Here is an 18,955-nt window from a genome sequence, read left to right as displayed (position 1 = left end):
AATTATTGTAACAAAAGGCCTGACCCTTGGAGAATCAGACCCGTGAGAAATGTATTATTGCTCTTCCACTCCACACCATTCGATAATAGTTAAAGCGATGATTTCTGCAACGTCCATCATTTTATCTACTTCTATATATTCATTAGAATCATGAGCCAACTTCGTTTCCCCCGGTCCGAAGACAACTACAGGAGTCTTCCCTACTGATGAAAGATAACCTCCATCCGTCGCCCAGGGGGAAGCTTCAACTAGCGGCTGCTCACCCATCACTTTTTCATAGTATGCACCTATTGTTTTCATCAGTGGATGCTCAAGTTCAAGACTGCCAGGCAACCATCTAGCCCCAAACCATTCTAATTCAATGGGCTTTTCTTTGAACCATGAATCAGTCTGGTTTAGAGCCTCGATACGCTGCATCAGCGAGCGTTGTGCCGCTTCCATTGTTTCCGTTGGAGCGATCCCTAGCCGGCCTTCTAGGACGGCTGTATCCGGCACAGAAGAAGGCCAATTCCCACTTTGAATACTACCAATATTAATCGGAATTGGAATTGTTACATTTTTATAGAGAGAATGACGAAGTGACTCGTTTCGTTCTTGTTCAAGCTTCTTGATTTCTATCATTACACCAATTGCTTTATCTATTGCACTTACCCCTTCATATCTTGTACCACCATGTGCCGACTTACCTTTGACTATTAGCCGAAACCACATCGATCCTTGTTGAAGTGGAAATAGTTTCATATTGGTTGGCTCAGGAATGATTGCCCCATCAGCCTGGTATCCTCGCAAGACTGCGGCAAGTGTACCTGCACCTCCGCTTTCTTCTTCAATCACACTTTGGAAAATCACATCCCCCTTCAATTGTATCCCAGATTCAACAATTGCCTCGAGTGCTAATAATAAAGAAACATTGCCACCTTTCATATCGGTCGTTCCACGCCCAAACACTTTTCCGTCTTTTGCTACGCCGCTAAATGGGTCATCGTGCCAAGCTGCATGATTTCCCTCGGGAACCACATCAATATGACCATTTAAAATGAGAGATTTGCCGTTGCCGCTTCCTCTTTTAATCGCAACAAGGTTGGGGTTTCCTTTAAAATCCTTACGATCACAATAAAAATGGGGATGATTTCTTAATTTTTCATCCCCAATCTCCCATAAATCTATTTCGAGACCAAGTTGTCTGCACTTTTCAACTACAATAGCTTGTGCACTTCCCTCTTGCCCACGCTTGCTCGGTTCCTGCACCAGCTTTTGTAACAGCCTAATTCCATTCGTTCGATGTTCGTTCAACCAAGTTCTGATTTTTTCTTCATACATATCACCATTCTCCTCCCTCATTCTTTTAAAATATGGATATTTTTAGAGACCGTAAACGAGGCTTCGGTATGATTCCTGACTTCCTCGACACTAGAATTTTCAAATAAGTCAGTTAGTAAGAGGCCCTCGGGCGTCACAGAAAACACGCCAAGCTCCGTGATAATCATATGTACGCATTCTTTAGCGGTTAAAGGTAACGTACATTTTTTTACTAATTTAGACATGCCTATTTTATCGGTATGCTCCATCAAAACGATGACCTTTTTGGCCTTTGCCGCAAGTTCCATCGCCCCACCCATCCCTGGTACCCTCTTTCCTGGTACATTCCAATTAGCCAAGTCGCCTAATTCACTTACCTGTAGTGCTCCAAGAATCGTAATATCCACCCTGCCCCGTCGTATCATTCCAAATGCGATCGTACTGTCACAGAATGAAGCTCCTTCTCTAATGGTAATGGGAAGACCTCCAGCATTGCAGAGATGCGGATCTTCCTTCCCCTTTTCTGGAGAACTCCCGATTCCAACAAGCCCATTTTCAGCATGAAACATAACTCGGTGATCATTCAAAAGATGATTCGGCACTAGGGATGGTATACCAATTCCCAAATTGACCAGCATGCCATTGCTTATTTCTGCTGCGGCTCGTTTCGCTAATCGATTTCTGATTTTGGTTCCCAAACCCATTTCCAATCGACTCCTTTTGATTGAATGATATAATCCACAAATGCTCCCGGTACAATAATGTCTTCCGGATTCAAAGCGCCAAGTGGAACGATTTGCACTGCTTCGACAATAGTGATTTGTCCAGCAGTCGCTACGAGCGGATTCGTATTCCGAGCGCTTTTGTCAAATATTAGATTTCCATAAGGATCTGCCTTTTCTGCGTAAACAATAGCGATATCTGCAGTCAACGCAGGTTCCACTAGATAATTTTTCTCACCAATCCTTATGGTTTGTTTTCCGTCACGGACTATATCGGCCTCCAGACCAATATCGGTCAAAATCCCACCAAGACCCATCCCACCTGCCCGGATACGTTCGACAAGCGTCCCTTGCGGTGAGAACTCTACTTCCAGCTCTCCGTTGTTCATAAATAAGCCCGCATTTGGGTTAGAACCAATATGAGAAACAATGATTTTTTTCGCACGTCGCCGTGTGACCAGTTTCCCGACCCCTATATCTGGAAAACCAGTATCATTTCCGATTAAGGTTAAATTTTTAATACCTGACTCCAAGATTAAATTGATCAATCCCGGCGGGGTACCGATGCCACCGAACCCTCCAAAGAGAACAGACTGATTATCTTTAAAGAGATGCAGGACATCCTCGAAACGACAAATTTTCTGGAATGAATTTTCTAACACACTAACTCACTTCCTTGTTAGGATGACAGATAACCTGGTAGTATCTGTTCATTAAATTGCCGAAGTGTTATATCGAGCCTCCTTAACAATTCTGCACACTCATCCTCCGATATCGTTAAAGGTGGAGATATGATAATTGCAGCCCCCGTTACACCATCTAGACCCGCTGCTGCAGGGTACAATAGGATTCCATTTTTCATTCCCAATTTAATGATTTCATTAGTCACGTCGACAACCTTTGGAAGTGGAGACTTCGTCGCTTTATCCTGGACGAATTCCATACCAATCAATAAACCCCTACCACGGATGTCTCCGATAAAGGAATACTTCTCTCCTAACTTCTTCAGCCCTCCAATTAAGTTTCTCCCTCTGTCGGCTGATTTTTCAACGAGATTGTTTTTTTCTACATATTCTAACACCGCTAACGATACCGCACACGATAAAGGATTGGCGCTAAGTGTATGCCCTCCGATAATCGACTGAGAGCCACTCATGATTGGCTCCATCACTTTTCTCGTCATTACAGCGGCAGCTATAGGAGTATAGCCCCCACTCATTCCTTTTCCGAATGTTACGATATCAGGTTCTACATCCCAATATTCGGAAGCAAGCATCTTACCAGTCCGACCGAATCCAGTCATAACTTCATCGGCAATGAATAAAATGTCATGCTCTTCACAAATTTTCTTGAGTTTTTGAAAATAACCATCCGGTGGAACAATAGCTCCCCCGGCTGCGCCAATGACAGGCTCAGCAATAAAAGCAGCAATATTGTCACCACCAATGCGTCGAATCGTTGCTTCCAATTCCGCAGCACAGGCCATTCCGCACGTATGGGGATCAAGTTGAAGTGGGCAGCGGTAGCAATATGGAGGAGAAACGGAAGGGTATGATTCAAGTAAAGCAGTAAACCGCTCACGGCGAATCGGATGGCCCGACATAGAAAGAGCCCCCATCGTGATGCCATGGTAGCTCATCCATCTGGAAATAATTTTTTGTTTTTTAGGTTTCCCTTTTTCCTGCCAATGCTGAATGGCAATTTTCAAGGCAGTTTCGGTCGCTTCGGAGCCGCTATTTACAAAAAAGCTATAAGTCAGTTCTCCTTTTGTTAGTTCAGCAATTTTTTTTGCGAGCTTCTCGGCTGGCTCACTCGTAAACTGTGAACGATACACAAATGAAACCTGATTAGCTTGTTTTTTCAAAGCATCAAAGATTTCCTGAACACCATGGCCGATGTTAGCCGTAACAGCACCGGATGAAGCATCCAGGTAGTTCTTTCCTTCTTTATCGTATAAAAATACTCCCTGACCATGACTGATAGTCGGGTAGGCTCCACCTAGTACCGGCTTGATCAATGAAGACTGATCCATATGCCCACACTCTCCTTCTTTTGAGAAACAAACTAGCATTATAGTAAAGTGTATGTCCTGTTTCAGGGAATCTTGCTAAGGAAATTGACCTAAGCTTGTAAATTTCTTTTAGATTTATGGAATGGGCCATTATAAGGAGGTTTCTTAAAAGGGGACAAAAAAAGTGTATCCACAAGAGATACACTTTTTTCTTACAATGCGCTATTTAGCTTTTCTTGACGAATTGACTCTAAAAAATTTTCATCCTTTAAAACAGCCAGCACATTTTTATAAAAAGCAGTTTTATCAATGACTGAGGTATGTACATATTCATACTCTTTTAAAGATGGATGACGTAAAACATGTTTCATGCAGGAATGACAAACTTTTTTAGTACCTAACTTATAGTAGTTCAAGTTACTTGCATCACCATTTGAAGTGTCTTCGTTACAAACGAAGCAAGTATGGCTTACACGGCCTTTTTTATTATACTCGGCCAAAGCCCCTTCTAAACGAATGGATGCGGGAATTGTTAATAACACATAATCACCTTTTCTATTTTAAATCTCTTAGTATTATATCAGAAAAACATAGAAATTGAACAATTAGCCTCATATTCCCTAATAATGCTTGTAAAATAGTAAAATATTCAGCGCTGATAAGAGGTATTACTCCTAAAATAAACCAAAAAAACAAAGCTTCAGGCAAGTAGACATGTATTCATATTATAGGGAATCCAGACCACATCCAAAATAACTTAAAACACCGTCCACTTTTGAACGGCGTTTTATCTATAGTTTTTTATGAAAGAACATTAACAGTTACTTTTCCGTTTTTCACATTCATCACTGCTTTTGCACCTATCGGGACTGTTACAAATGGATGTACATGTCCAAAGTTAGCATTCGCGATGACAGGTATTCCATTTATTTCTTTCTTTGTTGCAATAATTTCCTGCAACGCATAATCTGTCATCCCGGATTCCTTTTGGAAACGACCTATGACTATTCCTTTTATTCCGATTGCATCTGGCAATTGAAGCAATGACTGTAAATCTCGGTCAAAACTGAATGGATGGCTTTCTTCATCATCTTCTATAAACAGGATACTATCCTTTAAAGAAGGCATATACTCTGTACCTTGTAAAAGATTGATTGTACAAAGATTACCTCCAATAATTGTCCCTGTCGCTTCCCCTTCCTGAATGACCATATATCCTGAATTTGTATGGAAAGTGCGATCATCCTGTTCTAAATGCCATGAGTCATCACTCCACGTTTCACTTGGATCAAGATAAAAATCTTCAACTTGGAGAACCGCTTTGTTAAAGTATTCCATTGTATATTCTAGTCCAGCCTTCATACCGAACGTCGAGAAATGAGGACCAGAGTATGTAGTTATACCTGTTTTTTTATAAATTGCCAATAAGATAGCCGTTATATCACTATACCCCATCAACACTTTAGGATTTTCCTTAATCAAATCGTAGTCGATATATCGTAGTAATTGGTTGGCATTATAACCACCAATAGCCGTAAAGATTCCCTTTACATTTGGGTCCCTAAACGCATTATGTAAATCCTCAATTCGATCTTCAATTGAATTCGAGAAAAAGTCGTCATGGACCAAAGCCGTATTACCATATGTCACTTTAAATCCAAGCTCCATTAATCTTTCTTCTGCCAGTCTGCGTTGTTCCCCTTTGACAATCGCCAGACTTCTCGAAGGTGCAATAACCCGGATTTCATCGCCAGCTTTTAAACGAGAAGGTTTCATATCTTTTTCCCCCTAAAATAATTACATCTTTCGTTATTTTAGCAGATATGCTGAATAAAGAAAAACCGGGACACTTAAGAACATGCATTCTCATTATATTATCACAAGTTCTAGTTTTCCCTGTTCATTTTAATCCACCAAAATAACTAGGATTCCTGGTTATTTTCTTTCACCAGCTAAAACCGATTCTTTGATGTTTTTCTGTTGGTTTTTTTTCGATAATCTCAAGGGCAATCCAGCCCCCCAGGCACTGGCCTGAGCAAGTATGTATTTAAATAAGAATTAAATCCGGTGAAATACTAACAATAAGAAAAGACCAGCTTTATTAACTGGTCTTTTAGTTTTTATTTAGTTAGCAACAGAATGAAGCACCGATGATAATCAACAGAATGAACAAGACAACGATTAATGCGAACCCTGAACCAAAACCGCAGCCACCGCAGCCACCACCATAACCATATCCTCCGCCAAATCCACCATATCCGTACATTAAGTTTCACTCCTTCTTAATTTCTTATTTCTCTTTACACCTTACCATATGTCATTAAGCCCGCCTTGGTCTGTGCATTAGCCTATTTTTTCAGATTTAAGAAAAAAACTTTCCAATTATTGCTTTCAACTTAATAAATCATATTTAGGTGAGCAGCCAAGAGCAACCGCGAAAATGTCAAAAAATCGTTTAGTACTTATTGTGTAAGTTACAAATTGGCATATAATAAGGAAAAAACCATTCTTAGCCCTTTAAGCTATCTCATTTAGATAAATAAAATGTTAATTCGGAGGAACTAAATTGAAAAAGAACGCAAAATCCTTCATCCCTTTCGCTGCAATTGCCACGATTCTTCTAATCAGCTATATCCTTCAAAAAGTTCCTAAAACCTATGGATCAGATGATTCATTAAATGTTTATCAAAAATTCCAATCCGGCCAGCCGATTCAATACCTTGTTGTTGGTGACAGTATTGGAAGAGGCTCTGGAGCTGAAAGTCCTAATTTAACATGGTTCAAACAGCTAGAAAACAAGATGAATGACGTCAACGATATTCCTTTACACGGGGATCATGTGGTCCAAAGCGGCTCTACTGCTTTTGAAGGCCTATATAAGCTCTCCCACAGAAAGAAACATGACCATAAAGATTTAATTTTCATTGTATTCGGCGAAAATGACCGCAAATACATGAATGTAGACGATTTCATCATGACGTATGAGGCGTTAATTAGGAAGGCGAAGCGTCTCCATCCTAATGCGGAAGTGTTCACAATAACGGAAAGTAGCTTGGAATATGAGGAATTTGCATCAGCTATCGAACTATTATCTAAACATTATGGGGCTACTAATGTAGATATGCGGCCAATTTTTCAGACATCAGGGTATACTGAAAAACAGCTGACTAAAGACTTGATTCATCCAAATGGACTAGGCTATCAATTTTATGCTAATGCAATTTATGAACAATTTCTTGATAATATAAAACAGGAGAAGCCCATAGCAAGCCTTCCCTCCAAGCTTCACGCCGGTTCTGAATTAGAATTATCAGAAGTTGACAACTTTGAAAAGATGATCGGTTTTCGTCCGAGAGGAGACTACTTTACAAGTAATGAAAAGGGGAGCCTGATTGAATACAATTTCAAAGGGAGTATTCTTGGTGTGAAACTACTTAGAAGTCCCGATGGCGGTGAAGCGGCTGTATTTATCGATGGAAATAATATCACTTCTTTAAATACATGGTGGCCCTTTGCCAGAGAAAGATATTTGTTTATCACCAATGGTCTTTCTCCCGGTTCACACACGGTCCGTTTTGAAGTAACCGGAAGAACAATGGAAAGCGATCCTACCACATTACCATATGTCCGCATATCATCGATCATCACTGATGATATTAACCACTACTAAAGCAGATAGAAAAACCCTATCATCCAGTGATAGGGTTTTTAATTTAATCAAACAGCTTCTTATATTCCCCGTATCCTTCTTTTTCAAGATCTTGGACCGGAATGAACTTTAACGAGGCAGAATTAATGCAATAACGTAATCCGGATGGTCCGGGTCCATCGTTGAAAACATGACCAAGATGTGAATCCGCAGTTTTTGAGCGTACTTCAATCCTTCTCATACCGTAGCTAGTATCTAGATTTTCTACCACTTCTTCTTCCACTAGAGGTTTAGTGAAGCTTGGCCATCCGCAGCCAGAATCAAACTTTTCCTTTGAAGTAAATAGAGGGTTGCCTGAAACGACGTCCACATATAGTCCCGCTTCCTTCAAATTCCAATATTCATTATGAAAAGCTGGTTCTGTCCCATTATCTTGAGTGACTTCATATTGAATTGGTGAAAGCTTCTGCTTTAACTCTTCTTTACTGTTCATTTTTTCCCCCCAGTGATGTTGTAGAAATGCTTTACGTCCTGACCCAATCGAATACCTTTCGTAATGTTCAGGTTGTTTTTTATAATAATGCTGGTGATACGTCTCAGCCAGATAAAACGTTTGGGCAGGAATAATCGGAGTAACAATTGACTTGGAAAATTTGCCGCTCTCCTGCAGTTTTGCTTTGGAAGCTTCAGCAATTTCACGTTGATTTTCGTCATGATAAAAAATCGCCGTTTGATAGGAACTGCCACGGTCATAAAATTGTCCTCCAGCATCCGTTGGGTCAATTTGCTGCCAAAACAATTCGACTAGTTTTTCATAAGGATATACGCTCGGATCAAAAGTAATCTGAACAGCCTCAAAATGTCCAGTGGTTTCAGAACAAACCTCTTTGTACGTAGGATTTTCCTTTGTACCTCCTGTATAGCCTGAGATAACGGATTCGATACCTGGCTGCTCATCGAATGGTTTTACCATACACCAGAAACAGCCGCCTGCGAATGTTGCTTTCTCTAATTGCTTTGTCAAATGAAAAATCCTCCTTTTATACAAACGTTCCATTGAATGCATTTTATCGCTTTTATTTTGCCCTGTAAAATATTTTGCTGTTCAAAATTATTTATATATGCTGCCTCACCATTTTAAGTTAGGTTTGGCACATGCCCAAGCATACTTCCATATGATGGGTTCATAGTGAAGAAAAATGAGAGGTGAAGAAATATGAGCAATAAACAATCATTTTTACAAAAAGCGGTAGCTTATGATTTACTATCCTCTTACTATAAATACACCAATCCACATCTGCATGATTATTATTATCATAAGCACTTAAAAAATCTTGAAAAAGCAACACAACCAATGAGATATGAACAAAGGAATGCAGTAGCACCCGCACATGTAAGAATTTTACACGCTGCACCAAAAGCTCCAGCAATCGATGTATATGTAAACGAAATGCGCATTCTCAAGAACTTTGCATATAAAAGTAACAGTGGTTATTTATCATTACCCCCTGGAAAGTACCAAATTGATATATACCCTACTGGGCAAACCACTTCAACCTTATTGAGCCGTAAGCTCGGGCTCGAAAGTGGAAAATCATTTACAGTTGCTACCGCTGGGGCAAATGAATCGTTGAAAATGTTAACATTAGAAGATAATCCATATGTTCCTCAAAATGAGGCCAAGGTTCGATTTATCCATCTATCATATAATACCCCTTCAGTAGATATTGCCGTAAAAGATGGAGATGTCGTGTTTGCGAATCTTCCCTTCCGTAAAGTAAGCGAATATTTAAATCTATACCCTATGAAAGTTGATTTTGAGGTGAGAACCGCTGGTACCAAAGATGTTGCACTCTCATTACCTAACACAGATTTCCAAGCAGACACCTCCTCAACCATTTATATAATCGGATTGAATCAAGATCAACCTACATTAGAAACACTAACATTAACTCCATAAATAGGTAAAAAACCAGGATACCCCTTATCCTGGTTTTTTACCCATTTATTCTTTAATCACTGCAGCGAAGATGGGATGGTCAATAAAAATGAAATATCATCATTTTCCAAATCAAATTTTTTTGCCTTTACCCTAATGTCGCTTTTAAGTTCCATATCTTGCAGTGATACATAAATACTTTCGTCGTTGGGGCGAATACTGACCCACTCCGGCATACTATACCGATCATTTATTAAATTCATGATATATGAAACCGGTAGATTCATTCGTCCAACAGCAACAGATTTTTGCTTTAAGATCAAATCACCATTCTTTTGAGCAATTGGTTCAAACGTTAATTTCATTTCAACTTCACGATTGAAAAATGGCATTGTTCCATACAACTCCACTTCATCCGTTAAAAAAACTTCATAATGAATGGATCCTGTCAATCCTTCTTTATCAAGATACTGGTTTATTAATCGAGTCAGGTCTTCCCGATTCGTATGAATCTGAAATTGTATATCCTCTTCGTAACTTACTTTTGGTATCAGCTCTTTATCTTTAGCCGGAAGATTAACTAAAATCAGGACGAACAGGATGACCAGGATGTTTAGGGCTAATAAAGAAATAAACAAAGCCTTCCATTTGACTTTTGTCATTCTTGGTCATCATCTCCTTTGGCACTTGCCTCTAACGTATCCTTTCCAATAGTGGTAATTTCCATGTTATTATAGATTCTTGTTGCAATTAACTCATACCCGCGATCATTCGGGTGAAAATAATCCTCAGCATACAGCAGGTCTTCTTCAGAGTTTTTAAAAATATCAGCTATCTCGATAAAATAAGCTGAGTCATATTCCTTGATAATCTCTTTCCCGCTTTCATTCCAATCATTCATGATCATATCAAGTTCATAAAAATCGGCAAACCATTTTGAAAATGGATTATATACGCCCACAAGGTAAATCTGGGCGTGGTCATTTTCAGAGCGCACCTTATCAAGTATCTGTCTTAATCTTTTCTCATATCCTATTTTTGCTGAATCAAACTGATTCAGTTCCAAGTTGGAAAAATTCTGTTTAAATACCTTCATGATATCATTTCCACCGATTGTGACAACAATGGAGTCGGCTTGTTCAATGTCTTCTTGAATATCGGCCTTATCCAATCTTTTTAAAAGTTGATCGGTCCGATTTCCCCGAATTCCGTGATTAATCATCTCTACAGAAATAATGGATGGTTCTTTTTCCAGCTTATTTTGTAAATAAGGCAGATAGCCGCCATTATCTTTGCTATCGCCGACACCTTGGGTCAAGGAATCACCGATAGAAACAATTTGAACAGGATCCGGAAAAAAGCTGGCTGGAATGGTTTCCTTTTCACTCAGTTCAACGACGCTCTTCTGCTGAACTGATGACTGATTTGAAACAGTTTCACTTTGACTGCAACCTGAAATCCAAACTAGGCATATGAAAAGACAGGTGATTTTGTACCACATGATCCTCACCTTCCTACCCATATATTATATCATGTAGAAAACGAAAGACTGCAAACAATCTACCCTCTTTCTATTCTACTTCTTACTAAAGCAATAGTTACTATATACTATGAAATAAAGCAGGGAATTAAAGCTAGTCCTATAAATTTTAGCATGTACTTAGCATGTAAAATCATTCTTCACTTCTGCTGTTGCGTTCATAAACGATTTACAACTATTTGACTATAGGTAATGTACTTTTCCCTTTATTTTAATTTAAAAACTATAAAAACAGAAAGAACAGGTAATTTAACCTGTTCAATAATTCTGTAAGATTTTAATGTGCTTGATGATTTCATCAAATGGAATATCCTGCAAACCTGTGTATTCTTGAATAATCTTCCCATCCTGATCCACTAAAAAAAAGCTAGTCCCGTGAATAACCTGGTCCTCTTTTTCAGGCTTCTTAACAAGTGTTTTAAAGTTCTCCAATGCAAACTGCTCGATCTCTTCTTGGCCATAACCAGTTAGGAAGTGCCAGTTTCCATAGTCTACATTAAATTGATCTCCAAACTTTTTTAATACATCGGGTTTGTCAATCTCTGGATCCACAGAAAAGGAAACAAACTCTACATCTGAGACGCCTTCGTCCTTCAACATTTTTTGAAGCTTCGACATATTTGAAGTCATTGGCAGACAAACATCATCACAACTAGTAAAGATAAAGTCCGTTACCCAAACCTTTCCTTTAAGATCACTTTTTGAAAAGGGTTCCCCTTCCTGATCTATGTAACTGAAATTTTCAAGGTCCCAGTTTTTCGCATCAGGTACTCCGCTTGAACCGCATGCTGTTAACAGCAATAATACCGTTGTGCCTATAGCTGCCTTAAGCAAATGCAGCATTCTCATCCCTACCCCGTCCTTTATGTATAAAATATTCTGTTACTTCATTTATTCTACCAGACCAAGTGGTGTGAGAAAAGTAACTCTTTCTACAAACTAAAGACAATTTATTGAACAATGAACTAGCTCAAATCATACACATAACTTCGGTATCTGCTTTTCTATAAGAAATCAGTCCCAATAATACATAATAGCCATGGCGCCTTCACCTGTATGGGTACTGACTACAGCAGTAGTTGCCTCTATCTTTATATCGTGAAAACCTGATAATTCTGATATAGATTCCCGGACTTTATCCGCAATTTCAAAACCGTTTGCATGAACAAACCCAATGCTTTTAATTGTTTTTCCTTGCGTATCTTCCTTGAATTTCTTGACAATATACTTCACAACCTGTGACTGGCTTCTAGCTTTGGACACAGGATTCAGTACACCATCGTCAAGAAGAGCAATCGGCTTGATGTTCAATAGGGAACCGATAAACGCAGAAACTTTACCAATTCTTCCACCCTTCACAAGGTTATCAAGAGTTTCAATGACAATAATTAAACTTGTCTGTTTTTTGATGTTTTCTAGCCGTTCAATGATCTCTTCAGAAGATTTCCCTTCCTTCGCCATTTTTGCTGCCCCAATCACCTGAAATGACATGGCCTTTGAAATGAATTTAGAGTCTAAAACAGTAACTTTTGTATCAGACATACTCGCTGCGCTCTCCGCTGAGCGGACAGTGCCACTCATACCACCAGTCATATGAATAGAAATAATCTCACTACCATCCTTCCCAAGTTCATCATAAACCTCCACAAAGGTTCCTACTGCTGGTTGTGAGCTTTTTGGAAGTTCCTTAGACTGATTCATTCTTTCCAAGAATTCTTCCTGTTCGATTTCAACCTTATCCAAAAAAGTCTCCCCATCAATATAGATCGATAGAGGGATCATTGTTATATCATAATATTCAAGTTCTTCCGGTGTCATATCTACTGTTGAGTCTGTTACAATTTTTACTTTATTCATCATTACACACATCCCTAAATTAACATAACATATCTATTGTATTATACCTACTCAAAGAACGCATTCAAACTAAAGCTAATCATTTTTTATTTTATAGAATATATTTAACCCTAAATGATCACACAAAAAAAAAGACCATCCCATAAGCCAACTAACCACACGCCGCTTTTTCGATATTACATGGAATTAGAGGCATCTCTTTTATCGGAGAAGTTAGCTATGGGAACAGTCCACTTTAAGCATTATTAAGTAAATTCTCAAAAAAAATCTTGTGATAAACAGGCTGTTTAAGTACTGATGCTAAATAATGCTTAAATGAGTAATTTTCTTTATGATCCTTATTATCAAAAACTCGATTTACAAATACCTCCAAACGCACGGTCAACATAAAAAAATTCGGATCACTAGGCAATAAAACAGGAATTTCTGAAATTGTGACCTTATGTCCAAAACAATCTTTGAATTCCAAGCATTTGAACATCAAAATATCAATCCTCATTTTTAACCGATTGCTTACATTATACACAATAAACCCAAAAGTATAAATATTCATATGTATAAAAAATAGACAAGCACCAGCTTTTCTCAAATTACAAAAATGACCCACAAGGGCATAATGCCTTTATGGGTCACTTTTTTTATAATCCTTCCTCATTGTTAAGGATTTCTTCCCGCATACTTTCGCGTTTCACTCTACGTTTATAAACTAATTTAGAAAGTGAAATACTGATTTCATACAATAATAATAAGGGAACCATAACCAAGAAATCCGACATAAAATCGGGCGGCGTAATAGAGACTGCTATCACTACAAGTACAAAGTATGCATACTTCCTTAATTTTTGAAGAACGTATGGATTAATTAGACCAATCGAGGTCAAAAACATGGTAACTACAGGGAGCTCGAATAAAACGGCAAAAGGTATTGTCATATTAAAGACGAATGAAAAATACTTATCCGCTGTAAAGTTGGTTATGAACATCCCATCGCCCAATTCGATCAAAAATTGAAGAATCGTTGGGAAAATAACAAAATAACCAAAAGCAAGCCCTCCAATAAAAAGGAGGAAGAGAGCAGGTATATAGGAAAGGGTCGCTCTTACTTCATTTGGCATCAATGCCGGTTTAACAAATAGCCAGATTTGCAGAGCAATTATCGGAATCGTTGCAGCAATGGCTACAACTCCAGAAAGCATAAAGTAAATCCAAATAATATCACTCGGTCCTAATACCATTAAATCAAAATCAAGACCCTTCACAAACCAACGATAAATTTCTTCAACATAAACAAAACTGACGATAAAAAAGATGAAAAAAGCAACAACTGAAATAATAAGCCGTTTTCTCAATTCATCGAGATGATCGATGATATTCAATTCTTTATCTTCCAAAGTTGATCACGCCTTCATCTGAAAATCCGTATCTTTGTTACAGCATAAAGGCGCAAGACGGTTCCATCTTACGCCCAGCATTTAATCAGTCCTGATTTTTTTGTTGTATTTTTTTGTCTTCTTCATATTCACCTTTTGTTAATTCACTTGTGGATTTTTTAAATTCACGAAGTGTTTGTCCAAAAGCACGACCGATTTCCGGCAGTTTCTTCGGGCCAAAAATGATTAAAGCTAATACTAAAATGAGAATTAGACCAGGTACTCCAATGTTCGACATGGATACATCCCCTTTGGTGTTGTAATTCGACCTACTCTGATTATAATACCATTTCCAGCCAATTGAAAGTAAACTGGCATTTCTTCATAAAATGGTAACATTATCGACAGATTACTCAAAATTAATGGACAGGTAGAATAAAATGTAAAAACATATGTATTATTCTAACCTAATTTATCATTTTGTCTATAATTAAATTAATAAGTGAAATAAATTACTGTCTTTATTAACTTCAACAAAGGAGAATCCTTTTTTATTCATTCTTTGAATCAGTCCATTATAATCATTTTTGTCTTTTAACTCCACACCAACAAGAGCTGGCCCGCTTTCTTTATTGTTTTTCTTCGTATATTCAAAACGACTTATATCATCATTCGGTCCTAACACCTCATCAAGAAATTCCCTTAACGCTCCCGCCCGTTGTGGGAAATTTACGATAAAGTAATAAAGCAGACCTTCATATAATAAAGACTTTTCCTTAATTTCCTGCATACGGCCAATATCGTTGTTACCCCCACTGACAAGACAAACAACTGTTTTTCCTTTGATTTGTTCTTTATACAAATCAAGTGCAGCTACAGATAACGCCCCAGCCGGTTCAGCCACAATCGCATGCTGATTATATAAATCCAGTATCGTGGTACAGATTTTCCCTTCAGGAACGACAACGATATCTTCCAAGTTTTCCTTACAAGTCTGATATGTCATCTGTCCTACACACTTAACAGCTGCACCATCAACAAACGTATCTATATTTTCAAGTTCAGTCGCTTTTCCTTCTTTGAATGAGTATTCCATTGAAGCAGCACCAAGTGGCTCTACTCCAATACATTTCGTTTTCGGCGAGACCAATTTGAAATAACTTGATACACCGGCCATTAGTCCCCCACCACCGATGGCTGCGAATACGTAGTCAATTCCATCTTCACAATCATTTAGGATTTCAACAGCTGTTGTACCTTGCCCGGCGATCACCTTTTCATCATTGAATGGATGGATAAAGCAGCGGTCTTCTTTTTCACAGCATTCCATCGCCATGGCAAATGCATCATCAAATGTATCACCAACTAAGACTATTTCAACATTTTCTCTGCCAAATAACTGAACTTGATCGACTTTTTGCCTTGGTGTTGTAGCAGGCATATAAATTTTTCCATGGATTCCTAATTGACTACAGGAAAAGGCTACTCCTTGTGCATGGTTTCCTGCACTGGCGCATACGACTCCGTTCTTCGTCTCTTCCTGGGTCAAGCTTTTCATTTTATAGTAGGCTCCTCTTAATTTAAAGGAACGCACATGTTGAAGGTCTTCTCGTTTTAAATAAACATTACATTCATATTTATCAGAGAGTCTCTGATTTTTTTGTAAAGGAGTATGTAAAACAATCTCTTTCAGTTCTCTATAGGCAATTAGAATATCTTCCAATTGTATCCCCCTATTCCTAGATGCAGTCTGGTTCATAACAATCCCTCATTTCCTTCCTAATCAATTAAATTATTATAGCACTTTACTGTTATTAATGTAATTGATTTTTCTAAAAATTCTATCTTTTGTTTGTTTTAAACCAAAAAAATCCGATTATGGCTAATGTTCCATAATCGGATTTCACTCTTATTTTTTTTGTAGGATAATAAATTCATGCGGATAGAGATTTTTTTCATCCATGATTCCCGGGTGAGAGGAGATCTTTTCCCATTCTTCATCATTAATTGCCGGAAAAAAAGTGTCACCTTCAAAGTTCTCATGAATTTCAGTTATATATAAGCGGTCTGTATAAGGAAGGATTTCTTTGAAAATTTCCGCTCCACCAATCACGAAGACTTCCTTGTCACTTTTATCTGCAAACGTATTAATTTCTGAAATATCATGTAATACGGTACAACCTTCTGCAGTATAATCGAGATTTCGGGTAACGATGACATTTTCCCTACCAGGCAGTACTCGCCCGATTGATTCAAAAGTTTTACGACCCATCACGATTGGATGATCCATCGTCACTTTTTTAAAATACTGGAGATCTGCAGGTAAATGCCATGGTAGTTGATTGTTTTTCCCTATCACTCGATTTTGATCCATAGCTACTATCAACGATATCATATGCTAACCTCACCTTTTATATGGGGATGGGCTTCGTAGTTTTCCAGAACAAAGTCCTCGAAATTAAAATCAAAGATATTTTTCACTTCCGGATTTATTTTCATGATTGGCAATGGTTTGGGATCTCGTGTCAGCTGCAGTTCCACTTGGTCAAGGTGATTCGAATAGATATGAACGTCCCCAAATGTATGTACAAATTCCCCAACTTCTAAATCACATACTTGAGCAATCATCATCGTTAAAAGCGCATATGAAGCTATATTAAACGGGACACCTAAAAATACATCAGCAGAACGCTGATAAAGCTGACACGAAAGCTTGCCATCAGCGACATAGAATTGAAAGAAAGCGTGGCAAGGCGGCAATGCCATTTCGTCCAGTTCTCCCACATTCCAAGCACTTACTATCAATCTTCTTGAATTTGGATTCGTTTTTATTTGTTCAATCACTTCACTGATTTGGTCGATTTGCCTTCCATCCGCTGCTCCCCAAGAACGCCATTGATGACCATAAATCGGGCCTAATTCTCCATTTTCATCAGCCCATTCATTCCAAATACGCACGCTATTTTCCTGAAGGTACCCGACATTTGTGTCACCCTTTAAAAACCATAATAATTCATGAATAATGGCTTTTAAACTAACTTTTTTCGTTGTAAGGACAGGGAACCCATCCTTTAAATTGAATCTCATTTGATATCCAAAGGTACTTATCGTTCCTGTTCCCGTACGATCACCTTTTTGAGATCCATTTTCAAGTACATGCTTACATAAATCTAAATATTGCTTCATGGTAAACCACCTTTTCTACATTCATCTTTCTTATTTTAACGTATTTCAGCTCAATGTTTAATCTAATTGTTTAATAAAATTATAAGTCTCAGGTGCTTTATGTCTAAGTAATTGATTTTCTTCAAAGTTTACATAAAACATGGCAAATGTTTCTGCAAAGTATTCTTCAGGATAATTTAAAAAATAAGACTGTCCAGGAAACAGTGCATCTACTTCCTTTCCCCAAATTTTCAAATAATCTATATCCTCACGGATGCCATTATAAACAATATTATCAATGGAATGCGCAAGTTCATGTAGCTCCAAATTTACAGAACCATGTCCGTGTCCCTTATCGCTTGCACCGATTTTAACTAATACGGTATATGACCCACCCATGCCTGGTACTGAATCCCATGTTGTATCTTTATTCAAATAACCACGTGGAGCTTTCCCTTTTAAATAGGCCGCTGATTGATTTTCTGTCAGATTTCCGTTGAATAGCTTCATTCTCACTCCATGGTCTACGGTTTTCAACAATAGGGAATGAGGTAGTGCATCAATAGATTCTACAATTCTTAAGGCTTCCTGTTCATCGAAATCCTCTTCAGGAAATAAAAATAAACTTTGCAGTTCTTTATTTTCCTGCAATATTTCCGCCTGCCTTAAAGGGTTATCTTTCGTCAAATTCCGCCATTTCACTCCTTCCGCTTTAGCTAAGGAAAGGGAAAGCATTGAAAGGAAACAAGCAAATAATACAAGTACTGCTATCCAATTTTTATATTTCACATTCAACCATTCCTTTCCATAAATCCATTGTATATTGTGAAAATATATGTATATTAAACTACCAAAAATCCTTAAACTATTATATTAGTATAGCATATTAAAACAATGTAAAAACTCTATGTTTTTCTGGTAAATTTGGCTTAAGATTTCTCCCAGGAAGCACCAATTCTCCGGATTTTTCATATATCAACAGTATCTAATCGTAAAAGGTTTAAGGTGATTACATGAAAACCAATAATAAAAAGGTCATCCTGCATGAGCACCGTGAACTTGCCGAAGAAGTTCTTGATATCTACAGTTTAAAAGTGTTTATCATTCTCGACCTTTTGCTGTTCTCTATTTTCTTCGGTATATTGCTGCATCCTTTAATCACTTCACTCTGGCTTAACTTTTTTTTACCTTTTCTTTTTTTCACAACATTTACTGTCATTCTTCAACTATTTGATATTTTCCAAAGAAAAAGCTGACATCATTTTTGATGTCAGCTCAGACTGTAGACAAACTCGATGAAAATCGAGTTGATCTGACCCAATAAAGTTAGACATATAGTTTAAGCAGCTTCTAAGACCTGAGTTCGGTATTCTATCGGACTCAGGTCTTTTAATTTTACCTTC

The 18,955-nt window shown here is 38.0% G+C and carries 22 protein-coding genes; 3 read left to right on the top strand and 19 right to left on the bottom strand.

Annotation, left to right across the window (positions count from 1 at the left end; translation table 11 throughout):
* Window positions 1-54 precede the first annotated feature (54 nt).
* From ACQKMR_RS13250 to ACQKMR_RS13220, 7 genes are all read right to left on the bottom strand, one after another.
* Window positions 55-1,320, bottom strand: coding sequence for a peptidase (locus ACQKMR_RS13250; protein ID WP_427697709.1), 1,266 nt, complete (start codon window positions 1,318-1,320; stop codon window positions 55-57).
* Between the two features lie 17 nt (window positions 1,321-1,337).
* The gene (locus ACQKMR_RS13245; RefSeq protein WP_427697708.1) at window positions 1,338-2,003 is read right to left on the bottom strand and encodes a 3-oxoacid CoA-transferase subunit B; all 666 of its coding nucleotides are present in this window, start codon (window positions 2,001-2,003) and stop codon (window positions 1,338-1,340) included.
* A complete protein-coding gene (locus ACQKMR_RS13240) occupies window positions 1,970-2,683 on the bottom strand; it encodes a CoA transferase subunit A (RefSeq protein ID WP_427697707.1) in 714 nt (237 codons plus the stop codon). The genes ACQKMR_RS13245 and ACQKMR_RS13240 overlap by 34 nt, the downstream gene beginning before the upstream one ends.
* A gap of 17 nt (window positions 2,684-2,700) precedes the next feature.
* Window positions 2,701-4,053, bottom strand: a complete 1,353-nt coding sequence (locus ACQKMR_RS13235) for an aspartate aminotransferase family protein (protein ID WP_427697706.1) — start codon at window positions 4,051-4,053, stop codon at window positions 2,701-2,703.
* Between the two features lie 191 nt (window positions 4,054-4,244).
* Window positions 4,245-4,574, bottom strand: a complete 330-nt coding sequence (locus ACQKMR_RS13230) for a hypothetical protein (RefSeq protein WP_057216807.1) — start codon at window positions 4,572-4,574, stop codon at window positions 4,245-4,247.
* A 259-nt stretch (window positions 4,575-4,833) separates the two neighbouring features.
* Window positions 4,834-5,808 (bottom strand): S66 family peptidase, encoded by a 975-nt coding sequence (locus ACQKMR_RS13225; protein WP_427697705.1) that lies wholly within the window; start codon window positions 5,806-5,808, stop codon window positions 4,834-4,836.
* Window positions 5,809-6,160: 352 nt separating this feature from the next.
* Window positions 6,161-6,298 (bottom strand): YjcZ family sporulation protein, encoded by a 138-nt coding sequence (locus tag ACQKMR_RS13220; RefSeq protein ID WP_427697704.1) that lies wholly within the window; start codon window positions 6,296-6,298, stop codon window positions 6,161-6,163.
* A gap of 300 nt (window positions 6,299-6,598) precedes the next feature.
* On the opposite strand from ACQKMR_RS13220, the gene ACQKMR_RS13215 reads away from it, so the two are divergent.
* Window positions 6,599-7,702, top strand: a complete 1,104-nt coding sequence (locus tag ACQKMR_RS13215) for a GDSL-type esterase/lipase family protein (protein WP_427697703.1) — start codon at window positions 6,599-6,601, stop codon at window positions 7,700-7,702.
* Window positions 7,703-7,745: 43 nt separating this feature from the next.
* Here the strand turns inward: ACQKMR_RS13215 and msrB are convergent, their stop codons facing one another.
* A complete protein-coding gene (msrB, locus tag ACQKMR_RS13210) occupies window positions 7,746-8,705 on the bottom strand; it encodes a peptide-methionine (R)-S-oxide reductase MsrB (protein WP_427697702.1) in 960 nt (319 codons plus the stop codon).
* A gap of 192 nt (window positions 8,706-8,897) precedes the next feature.
* Here msrB and ACQKMR_RS13205 point away from each other — a divergent pair, with 192 nt between their 5' ends.
* The gene (locus ACQKMR_RS13205; protein ID WP_427697701.1) at window positions 8,898-9,641 is read left to right on the top strand and encodes a DUF4397 domain-containing protein; all 744 of its coding nucleotides are present in this window, start codon (window positions 8,898-8,900) and stop codon (window positions 9,639-9,641) included.
* A 56-nt stretch (window positions 9,642-9,697) separates the two neighbouring features.
* On the opposite strand, the gene ACQKMR_RS13200 is transcribed toward ACQKMR_RS13205, so the two are convergent.
* The 11 genes from ACQKMR_RS13200 to ACQKMR_RS13150 all read right to left on the bottom strand — a co-directional run bounded on the left by ACQKMR_RS13200 (window position 9,698) and on the right by ACQKMR_RS13150 (window position 18,341).
* The gene (locus ACQKMR_RS13200; protein ID WP_427697700.1) at window positions 9,698-10,282 is read right to left on the bottom strand and encodes a YpmS family protein; all 585 of its coding nucleotides are present in this window, start codon (window positions 10,280-10,282) and stop codon (window positions 9,698-9,700) included.
* Window positions 10,279-11,121: an SGNH/GDSL hydrolase family protein gene (locus tag ACQKMR_RS13195; RefSeq protein WP_427697699.1), complete on the bottom strand. Its 843-nt coding sequence runs from the start codon at window positions 11,119-11,121 to the stop codon at window positions 10,279-10,281. Before ACQKMR_RS13195 ends, ACQKMR_RS13200 begins: the two co-directional genes overlap by 4 nt.
* Window positions 11,122-11,418: 297 nt before the next feature.
* Complete coding sequence (locus tag ACQKMR_RS13190; RefSeq protein ID WP_427697698.1) at window positions 11,419-12,009, bottom strand: SCO family protein; 591 nt, start codon at window positions 12,007-12,009, stop codon at window positions 11,419-11,421.
* Between the two features lie 165 nt (window positions 12,010-12,174).
* The gene (locus ACQKMR_RS13185; RefSeq protein WP_427697697.1) at window positions 12,175-13,017 is read right to left on the bottom strand and encodes a DegV family protein; all 843 of its coding nucleotides are present in this window, start codon (window positions 13,015-13,017) and stop codon (window positions 12,175-12,177) included.
* 235 nt (window positions 13,018-13,252) lie between these two features.
* Entirely contained in the window at window positions 13,253-13,498 is a 246-nt protein-coding gene (locus ACQKMR_RS13180; RefSeq protein WP_427697696.1) for a DUF2535 family protein, read from the bottom strand.
* Between the two features lie 157 nt (window positions 13,499-13,655).
* A complete protein-coding gene (tatC, locus tag ACQKMR_RS13175; RefSeq protein WP_427697695.1) occupies window positions 13,656-14,408 on the bottom strand; it encodes a twin-arginine translocase subunit TatC in 753 nt (250 codons plus the stop codon).
* A gap of 85 nt (window positions 14,409-14,493) precedes the next feature.
* Window positions 14,494-14,685 carry a twin-arginine translocase TatA/TatE family subunit gene (gene tatA / locus ACQKMR_RS13170; protein WP_427697694.1) on the bottom strand — a complete coding sequence of 64 codons (192 nt, stop codon included), beginning with the start codon at window positions 14,683-14,685 and terminating at the stop codon, window positions 14,494-14,496.
* Between the two features lie 192 nt (window positions 14,686-14,877).
* Complete coding sequence (ilvA, locus tag ACQKMR_RS13165) at window positions 14,878-16,146, bottom strand: threonine ammonia-lyase IlvA (protein WP_427697693.1); 1,269 nt, start codon at window positions 16,144-16,146, stop codon at window positions 14,878-14,880.
* A gap of 150 nt (window positions 16,147-16,296) precedes the next feature.
* Entirely contained in the window at window positions 16,297-16,782 is a 486-nt protein-coding gene (locus tag ACQKMR_RS13160; RefSeq protein WP_427697692.1) for a dihydrofolate reductase, read from the bottom strand.
* Window positions 16,779-17,573 (bottom strand): thymidylate synthase, encoded by a 795-nt coding sequence (locus ACQKMR_RS13155; RefSeq protein WP_427697691.1) that lies wholly within the window; start codon window positions 17,571-17,573, stop codon window positions 16,779-16,781. Before ACQKMR_RS13155 ends, ACQKMR_RS13160 begins: the two co-directional genes overlap by 4 nt.
* Window positions 17,574-17,630: 57 nt before the next feature.
* Entirely contained in the window at window positions 17,631-18,341 is a 711-nt protein-coding gene (locus tag ACQKMR_RS13150) for an anthrax toxin lethal factor-related metalloendopeptidase (RefSeq protein WP_427697690.1), read from the bottom strand.
* 224 nt (window positions 18,342-18,565) lie between these two features.
* On the opposite strand from ACQKMR_RS13150, the gene ACQKMR_RS13145 reads away from it, so the two are divergent.
* Window positions 18,566-18,808 carry a hypothetical protein gene (locus tag ACQKMR_RS13145; protein ID WP_427697689.1) on the top strand — a complete coding sequence of 81 codons (243 nt, stop codon included), beginning with the start codon at window positions 18,566-18,568 and terminating at the stop codon, window positions 18,806-18,808.
* Window positions 18,809-18,955 lie beyond the last annotated feature (147 nt).

This window comes from Peribacillus sp. NPDC096540, from assembly GCF_050278525.1.
Taxonomy (GTDB): domain Bacteria; phylum Bacillota; class Bacilli; order Bacillales; family DSM-1321; genus Peribacillus.
Note: the sequence above shows the minus strand (reverse complement) of the source record. Positions and strands in the feature narration are given on the sequence as shown.